Source organism: Sphingopyxis sp. (assembly GCF_036402335.1).
GTDB lineage: Bacteria > Pseudomonadota > Alphaproteobacteria > Sphingomonadales > Sphingomonadaceae > Sphingopyxis.
Genome location: NZ_DASWTD010000072.1, coordinates 1 through 8,765 on the forward strand (window position 1 = coordinate 1; position 8,765 = coordinate 8,765).

Sequence of the window (8,765 nt, forward strand, 5' to 3'; positions counted from 1 at the left end):
TCCCCTTGCGCGAATATTATCCGCGGCTCGACCAGAGGCTGCTCGACGAGATCGCCGCTTACAAGGTTGCGATGGTCGGCCTGCCCCCCGATGCCGGCCCGAAATATCCCGCCGAACTGTCGGGCGGGATGGTCAAGCGCGCCGGGCTTGCCCGCGCGCTCGCGCTCGACCCCGCGCTGCTGTTCCTCGACGAACCGACCGCGGGGCTCGACCCGATCGGCGCGGCGAAGTTCGACGAACTCATCCGCGAACTCGCCGACACGATGGGCCTCACCGTCTTCCTCATCACCCACGACCTCGACTCGCTTTATGCCACCTGCGACCGCGTCGCGGTACTGGCCGAAAAGAAGGTGATTGCGGTCGGCACGATCCCGGAACTGCTTGCCACCGAGCATCCGTGGATACAGGATTATTTCAACGGGCCACGCGGCCGTGCTGCGGCAAGCGGGAACCAAACCGCGAAGCCGCGATAGGAATAGCTGATGGAAACACGCTCAAACAATGTCCTCGTCGGCGCTTTCGTCCTCTTCTTCACGGCGGCGCTCGCCTTTTTCGTCGTTTGGCTCGCCAACGACAGTGGCGGCGAAAAGCGCGAATATGACATATTTTTCAAGCAGTCGGTCGACGGACTGAATAAGGGCGCGCAGGTGCAGTTTTCCGGCGTGCCGGCGGGGCAGGTGCGCGAGATCGCGCTGTGGCCCGACGATCCGCAGTTCGTCCGCGTCCGCATCGAGGTGAACGAGGGCGTGCCGGTGCTGCAAGGCACGACCGCCGCGCTCGAAGGCGTCGGCTTCACCGGCGTGTCGCAGATTTCGCTGTCGGGCGCGGTCAAGGGCGCGCCGCCGATCGCCGACAAGGGACCCGCGGGCAAACCGGTGATCCCCGCGCGTGTCGGCGGCCTTGGCGAACTCCTCAACACCGCGCCGCAATTGCTCCAGCGGCTGTCGACGCTGACCGAACGGCTGGCCGAGCTGGCCGACGATGAAAATCAGGCCAGCCTTCGCGGCATCCTCAATAATGTCGAGGCGTCGACCGCGATCCTCGCGCGCAATGGCCCCGCGATCGAACGCGCGCTCGCCGACACGCGCATCGCGATCCAGCAAACGGGCAACGCCGCCGAACAGATCGGCAATCTCGCCGCATCGGCGCAGGGCACGATCGACCGCAATGTCGACCCCGCGATGGCGAACCTGCGCGATACGCTGAAATCGGCCAATGCGTCGATGGCGACGCTCGAGGCTGCGATCAGCGACGCGCGGCCCGGTCTCAAGACCTTCAGCGAGACAACGATTCCCGAGGCGAATGCCCTGATCCGCGACCTCCGCCGCACGTCCGCTTCGCTGTCCAGCCTCACCGACAAGCTCGACCAGCAAGGTGCCGGCGCGATCATCAGCGGCAGCAAGCTGCCCGACTATAAAGAATGAGGACCCGAATCATGATCCGCCGTCTTCGCGCCCCGCTGCTCGTCGTGTTCGCCGCCGTCTCGCTTTCCGCGTGCGTAGGCCTGGGCGGCAAGACCCCGCCCTTCCTGCTGTCGCTCGACGCCGATGCGGCGCCGACTGCCGGCGGCGCGCGCACCGCGTCCGAAGCCGCGACGCTGACGATCCTGATCCCCACCGCGCCGCAAAAGCTGCGCACGACGCGCATCCCGGTGCAGCAGGACGGGGCCAGCGTGACCTATGTGAAGGATGCGCAATGGGTCGAAGCACCCTCGCGTCTGTTCCAGCGGCTGGTATCCGAAACCGTGTCGGCACGTACGTCGCGCGTCGTGCTCGACGAAGGCCAGTATCTGACCGCCCCGGGCGAGCAGCTCGCCGGCCAGCTCATGGAATTCGGCGTCGACGCCGCCACCAGCGAGGTGGTTGTCGTTTATCAGGCGATGCTGGTATCGGCCGGCGGCAAGACGGTGACGCAGCGCCGCTTCGAAGCGCGCGAGGCGATCGGCGGCAAGGTCGAGGCCAAACCTGTCGGCCAGGCGCTGACCCGCGCAGCGAACAAGGTTGCGGTCGAGGTTACCGATTGGCTGGGAAGCTAGGACGAGCCGCCATCACCCGAGTTGCCAATTCGTGCCGCCCGTCCTAAAGGCGGGCCCGTCACATCGCCTGACCCTGCACAGCCTCTTCCGGGTTTCCGGCTGCGCCCTTCCCTTTCGAGCCCGCCGACTTGAAAGGACCGTCTTATGGCGTGGATCATCCTCGCAATTGCCGTTTTTACCGAAATCATCTGGGCGCTCAGCCTCAAATGGGCGGCGACGATCGGATCCTGGCAGGCCTCGCTCGTTCCTGTCTCGCTCAGCTTCCTCAACATGGCGCTGCTCGCCTTCGCGATGCGCGGCATTTCGGCCGGGACCGCTTACGCGATCTGGACCGGCCTCGGCGCGGTCGGCGTCATCATCGGCGGCATATTCTGGTTCGGCGAGAAGGTGAACGGGGTCCAGATCGGCTTCATGACGCTGATTGTCATCGGCGTCGTCGGGACCAAGCTTTTCTCGTCCTCCTGAATCACCCCGACAGGCTCTTCGAAGCCTGCTCGGTCACGTCGCGCGACCGGCCGGGCTGCGCAAGGATGCGCTCGAGCTCGGCACGCATCATCGCAGCGCGCGCTTCGTCGAAGCGCTTCCAGCGGCCCAGCGGCGGGATCATCTTCGCCGCGGTTTGCGGATTCCTAGGGTCGAGTGCGATGACGAGGTCGGCGATCAACCTGTACCCCGCTCCGTCGGCCTGATGGAACGCCGCCTGGTTGCCCGTCAGCGCGCCATAGAGCGAGCGCACACGATTGGGGTTCGCCAGCGTGAAGTCGGGATGCTGCGCAAGGTCCCGCACCGCATCGACGGTATCGGGACGCAGCGACCACGCCTGTACCTGAAACCATTTGTCGAGCACGAGCGGATTGTCGCGGTATCGCTGGTAGAAAATGTCGAGCGCCGCGATGCGCTCGTCGCTGTTGCCGTGCGCCAGCGTCGCAAGCGCCGCCTGCCGCTCGGTCATGCCGTCGGCACCGGAGAAAATCCCGAATGCCAATGCGGGAACATCGGCAAGGCCCGTCGCCGCCAGATAGGCGAGCGCGACGCCGCGCAGGCGGCGGCCGCCTTTCGCGGCGCGCGACAGGTCGGTTGCGGGCGGCCCGGTGGCCGCGAGGATCGCCCGCCATTCGCTTTCCAGCGCGCTGCCGATCGTCGCCTGCAACGCGAGCCGTTCACGGCGGATCGCGTCGGGATCGACCGTCACCATCTGATCGCCGATGAAGGCTTCGCTCGGCAGCAGCACCGCCTCGGCGACGAACGCGGGGTCGCTGGCGGCGCCAACCAGCGTCCGGCCGATCGCATCGATCAGCGCTCGGTTATCGCGCGCCTCGCCCGACACGGCGGCAACGAGCGTATCGAGCATCAGCTGTTGCAAAGCCTCGTAGCGCGCGAAGGGATCGTCGTCGTTCGCTGCGAGCCACGCGAGTTCGTCCGGCGCGCGTTCGAAGTCGACAATCACCGGTGCCGAAAAGCCGCGATTGACCGAGAGCGCCGGACGCGCGGCGAACTTCCCGAGCGGGACGCGCTGGGTCGCGCCGGTCAAGGTAACGAGCGTATCGGCGAGCCCGTCGCCGCTGCCATCGGTCGCGAAGGCCGCAAGCCGCAACGGCATCATCATCGGCAGCTTGTCCGGCTGGCCGGGGGTCGGCGGAACCAGCTGCACGATGTCGAGTGACCATTGCCCCTGCTCCTCGGCCAGCGACAGCTTGAGCCGCGGCGTGCCCGCCTGCTCGTACCAGCGGCGGAACAGCGTCAGGTCGATCGCCGCGCCCTCCTCGATCGCGCGCACGAAATCCTCGCACGTCGCGGCCTCGCCATCGTGGCGGTCGAAATAGAGGTCGGTGCCTTTGCGGAAGCGTTCGGGCCCGACCATCGTCGCCATCATGCGGATGATCTCGGCGCCCTTGTTATAGATGGTGGCGGTATAGAAATTCGAGATTTCCTGAAAGCTGTCGGGGCGGATCGGGTGCGCGAGCGGCCCGGCATCCTCGGGGAACTGCGCCGCGCGAAGCAGGCGGACATCCTCGATCCGCTTGACCGGCGGCGAGCCCATGTCGGCCGAAAAACTCTGGTCGCGAAAGACCGTGAAGCCTTCTTTCAGGCTGAGCTGGAACCAGTCGCGGCAGGTGACGCGATTACCCGACCAATTGTGGAAATATTCGTGCGCGACGACGCCCTCGACCCCGTCATAATCGACGTCGGTCGCAGTGTCGGGGTCGGCGAGGATATAACGGGTGTTGAAGATGTTGAGCCCCTTGTTCTCCATCGCCCCCATGTTGAAATCGCTGACCGCAACGATGTTGAACAGGTCGAGGTCATATTCGCGCCCATAGACGCGCTCGTCCCACGCCATGCTGTCCTTCAGCGCCTGCATCGCATGCCCGGTGCGATCGGCGTCGCCGTCGCGGACCCAGATGCCGAGCTCGACCTCGCGCCCCGACATCGTGGTGAAGCGGTCGCGATTGACGACGAGGTCGCCGGCGACAAGCGCGAAGAGATAGGAAGGTTTGGGCCACGGATCTTCCCACAGCGCCCAGTGATTGCCGCCCTCCTCGCCCTGCTCGACGCAATTGCCGTTCGACAGCAGGATCGGGAATGCCGTCTTGTCGCCCGCCATCCGCACCTTGTAGCGGCTCAACACATCGGGACGGTCGGGATGGAAGGTGATGCGGCGAAAGCCCTCGGCCTCGCATTGCGTGCAGAGCATGCCGTTCGAGGCGTAAAGCCCCATCAACTGGGTGTTCGCCTTCGGGTTGACGACCGTGTCGACCTCGACCGTCGCCGCCGCCCGCTCGCCGAGGTCGACGATCAGGTCGCTGCCGTCCATGTGCCAGTCGTTCCATACCTCGCCGTCGACGCGCACTGCCGTTGGCGTCAATCCGTCGCCGCGGAGCGTCAGCGGCACCGGCGCATCGACGGCACGGACTACCGACAGCGCAGCCTTTACCCGCGTCGCGTCGATCCCCAGCGCGAAATCGAGTGCGATGTCGGGGATTTGCCATTCGGGCGGACGATAATCGCCGCGATGGATGGTGACGGGAATGGCGGGGGTGGATGAGGCGTCGGTCATGGGATCGATCTAGGCATGGCGCGGCGGACGCGCAATAAGGGCACGATGCGACAGATGCTGATTTTCGGGATGGGATATGCGGCGGGCCACCTTGCCGGACGGCTGCGTGCGCGCGGCTGGGACGTGACGGGAACGACGCGCGACGGGCGCGGCGAGAGCATCGGTTTTGACGACGAAACTGCGGTGCGGGCTGCGCTGCGGGCGGCGACGCACATATTGTCGTCGGTGCCGCCGGCCGAGGGGGCCGACCCGGTGCTCGCACGCTACGGCGAGGCCATCGCCCTCGCACCCGCAAGCTGGGTCGGCTATCTTTCATCGACCGGGGTCTATGGCGACACGGGTGGTGCGTGGGTCGACGAAAGCGCGCCGGTCAACGGCCGCCGTCCGGACCGCAACGCCGCCGATCCGGCGTGGCAAGCGCTGCGCAGCGACGTTCGCATCTTTCGACTCCCGGGCATCTATGGACCCGGCCGTTCGATCCTCGAGCGTATCCGCGAAGGCCGCGCACATCGTATCGACCTGCCCGGACAGGTTTTCAGCCGCATCCATGTCGAAGATATCGCAGAGGGCGTAATCGCCTCGTTCCGCGGTCCCGCGGGCGTCTATAATCTCGCCGACGATGAGCCCTGCCACCAGAACCGGCTTGTCGAATGGGGTGCGGCGATGCTCGGCGCGCCGCTGCCTCCGCTCCAGCCGCTCGACGAAGCCGGGCTGTCGTCCGCCGCGCGCGCCTTTTATGCCGAAAACCGCCGCGTCGCGAACGGCAAGGCGAAACGCCTGCTCGGCTGGACGCCGCGCTATCCGAGCTTTCGCGAGGGGCTTGCCGCCAGTCTTTAGATCAGCACATCCACGGTGTGGATCAGCACACCGACCAGCCCGCCGACCAATGTCCCGTTGATCCGGATATATTGCAGGTCGTCGCCCACGGCATTCTCCAGCCGGTCGGTGATCGTCTTCGCATCCCAGCCGCGGATCGTGTCCGACACCAGCCTCAGCGCGGTTTCGCCATAGCTGTCGACCACGCCGACGACCGCGCGGCGCGCATAGCGATTGAGCGTCCGCTTGATCGCGGCATCCTCGCCCAGCATCGCGCCGAATTGCGTGACGAGTTCGCCGATCCGCCCCGCGAGCATCGTGTCGGGATTGCGTGCCGCCTTGAGCAGCGCGCTGCGGCCCTGCTCCCACAAGCCGTCGAGCCAGCGCTTGACCGCCTTGTTCTCGAGCAGTTCGTCGCGAACCTTCGCCACCTTCGCCTTCACCTCGGGATCGTGCTGCAGGTCGAGCGCCATCTTGGCGAGCCCTTCCTCGACCCGGATGCGCAGCGGATGCGTTTCGTCGACCGCCATTTCGCTGAGCAGCTTCGACAGTCCCGCGACGATGCGTTTCGAGATGCTCTCGTCGAGCCCGGTGAAGCGGACGATCGCATTCGAATTGTCGTGCACCATCTGGTGGATCAGATGCTCGTTGAGTTCGAGCGTTTTCGATCCCCATTTGACCATCGCATCCAGCAAGGGCTGATGCCGCCCCTCGGCCAGCGCCGCCTGCAGCGCCTGCCCCAGCAGCGGCGCGACGTCGAGTTCGCGCAGGCGGTCGGCGATGGCCGATTTGACGATACCGCCGAGGCGCTGCTGGTCGAGCGCACCGAGCCCGTCGGCGATGATCCGCGAGGCGCCCAGCCGCAGCCGTCCGCCCCCCTCGCCCGGTTCCGACAAGAATTTGCCGACCGCGCCCGCGACATCGACCGTCTGCATCTTGCGCGCGATCAGACGCGGCAACAGGAAATTCGTGAGCAGAAAGCGCGCGAGCGTATCGCCGATGCGGTTCTTGTTCCGCGGCACGATCGCCGTATGCGGGATCGGCAGGCCCATCGGGTGGCGAAACAGCGCGGTGACCGCAAACCAGTCGGCAAGGCCGCCGACCATCGCCGCCTCGGCAAAGGCGCGGACGAAACCGACCGCCGGATGAACATCCTGGAAATATCGGGCGCCGAGGAAAATCAGCGCCATCACCACCAGCAGCCCGGTGGCGACGATGCGAATGTTCGATCCTCTCGCCGGAATGGCGACGCCAATCGGCCGGGAGAGTGTGCGGTCGGTCATGCAAACCAAATGGCGAAATGCCGCAAAGGTTGCAACCGGCGCAGTGGCTTACCGCGCCGGCCCGCCCCCTTCACTCCGCCGGTTCGGGCGCCGGCTCGGCATAAGGCTTGGTGTCGTCGCCCTTCCTGTAAGTGAGCAGGTTGCTCGAGAAGAAGCGGCCGAGGCGCTTTTCGATGCTGTCAGCCAGGCTGAAGCCCGCGGGAACGATCAGCAGCGTCAGGATCGTCGATAGGATCAGGCCGCCGATCACAACCACGCCCATCGGCGCGCGCCATGCGCCGTCGCCCGAGAGCGACAGGGCGGTCGGCACCATGCCCGCGACCATCGCGACCGTCGTCATGACGATCGGCTGCGCGCGTTTGCGCCCGGCGTCGAGCAAGGCCTCCGCTTTCTCGATTCCATGGTCCATTTCCTCGATCGCGAAATCGACGAGAAGGATCGAGTTTTTCGCCACGATGCCCAGCAACATCAACAGGCCGATATAGACCGGCATCGAGATTTCCATGCCGGCGATCCGCAGCCCGAGCAGGCCGCCAAGCGGCGCGAGGAGCAGCGACGACATGTTGACGAGCGGCGACAGGAAACGCCGATAGAGCAGCACCAGCGTCGCGAAGACGAGGAGCAGGCCCGAAACCACCGCGATCATGAAGTTCGTCATCATCTCGGCCTGCCATTTGGCGTCGCCCTGGATGATCTTGCGGATGCCCTGCGGCATTGTCTTGACCGAAGGCAGCGCGTCGATCTTTTTCTGCGCGTCGCCGGTGACGAGCCCGGGAGCCAGGTCGGCGCCAATCACGATACGCCGCGTCTGGTTATACCGGCGAAGCTCGGTCGGCCCGGCGCCGAAACCGATCTCGGCGACCGACTTCAAGGGCACCGTCGTCCCGCGCGATGTCTGCACCGGCAGGTTTTCGATCGTCGCGAGGCTGCGGCGCGAATCTTCGGACAGCAGCACCCGGATCGGGATCTGGCGATCGGACAGCGAGAATTTGGCGGCATTCTGATCGATGTCGCCCAGCGTGGCGATGCGGATCGTCTGGCTGAGCGCGGCGGTGGTCACGCCCAGTTCGGCGGCGAGGTCCATCCGCGGGTTGACGATGATTTCGGGACGCGGAATGTCACCTTCGATCCGCGGCGAGCGCAGCTCCTTCACCTTGCTCATCTCGCCGACGATCTTCATCGCATGCTTTTCGAGCGCGACCGGGTCGTCGCCGCCGATCACCATCGTGATGTCGCGGCCCGAAAATCCACCCGACTGGCTCTGGAAGGATACGCGTGCATCGGGGATGGCCGCCAGTTTGGGCTGCAGGCTGCGTTCCCATTCGACGCTGCTGATCTCGCGATGCTTCTTGAGCGTCAGGAAGGCGTTTCCGCCGCCCACATTGACGTCATAGAAGGCGGTGTCGACGACCGGGCTGTCGTCGAGGATCGTCGCGATCTGGCTCACGATCGCTTCGCTCTGGGCGAGCGTTGATCCCGGAGGCAGTTCATATTTGATCTGGCTGTAATCGCTGTTGATCGTCGGCTGGAACTGTTTCGGGGCATACCAGAACAGCGCGATGCTGCCGAGGAA

8 protein-coding genes are annotated in these 8,765 nt (G+C 65.7%); 5 read left to right on the plus strand and 3 right to left on the minus strand.

Annotated features, from left to right (window positions below; all coding sequences use genetic code 11):
• The 4 genes from VGD20_RS02170 to VGD20_RS02185 all read left to right on the plus strand — a co-directional run.
• The coding region (locus tag VGD20_RS02170) for an ABC transporter ATP-binding protein (protein ID WP_331132880.1) at positions 1 to 473 on the plus strand (473 nt) is incomplete at its 5' end.
• A gap of 9 nt (positions 474 to 482) precedes the next feature.
• Entirely contained in the window at positions 483 to 1,424 is a 942-nt protein-coding gene (locus VGD20_RS02175; RefSeq protein ID WP_331132881.1) for an MlaD family protein, read from the plus strand.
• A gap of 11 nt (positions 1,425 to 1,435) precedes the next feature.
• Positions 1,436 to 2,035, plus strand: a complete 600-nt coding sequence (locus tag VGD20_RS02180) for an ABC-type transport auxiliary lipoprotein family protein (RefSeq protein WP_331132882.1) — start codon at positions 1,436 to 1,438, stop codon at positions 2,033 to 2,035.
• 144 nt (positions 2,036 to 2,179) lie between these two features.
• On the plus strand, positions 2,180 to 2,500 hold the full coding sequence (locus VGD20_RS02185; RefSeq protein ID WP_331132883.1) for a multidrug efflux SMR transporter: 321 nt from the start codon (positions 2,180 to 2,182) through the stop codon (positions 2,498 to 2,500).
• A gap of 1 nt (position 2,501) precedes the next feature.
• On the opposite strand, the gene pepN is transcribed toward VGD20_RS02185, so the two are convergent.
• Positions 2,502 to 5,093, minus strand: a complete 2,592-nt coding sequence (pepN, locus tag VGD20_RS02190; protein ID WP_331132884.1) for an aminopeptidase N — start codon at positions 5,091 to 5,093, stop codon at positions 2,502 to 2,504.
• 45 nt (positions 5,094 to 5,138) lie between these two features.
• Between pepN and VGD20_RS02195 the strand changes: the two genes are divergently transcribed.
• Positions 5,139 to 5,930 carry an SDR family NAD(P)-dependent oxidoreductase gene (locus VGD20_RS02195; protein WP_331132885.1) on the plus strand — a complete coding sequence of 264 codons (792 nt, stop codon included), beginning with the start codon at positions 5,139 to 5,141 and terminating at the stop codon, positions 5,928 to 5,930.
• On the opposite strand, the gene VGD20_RS02200 is transcribed toward VGD20_RS02195, so the two are convergent.
• Positions 5,927 to 7,192, minus strand: coding sequence for a DUF445 domain-containing protein (locus VGD20_RS02200; protein ID WP_331132886.1), 1,266 nt, complete (start codon positions 7,190 to 7,192; stop codon positions 5,927 to 5,929). The genes VGD20_RS02195 and VGD20_RS02200 overlap by 4 nt on opposite strands.
• Positions 7,193 to 7,262: 70 nt before the next feature.
• Positions 7,263 to 8,765: efflux RND transporter permease subunit (locus tag VGD20_RS02205; protein WP_331132887.1), on the minus strand; the 1,503-nt coding region annotated here is incomplete at its 5' end.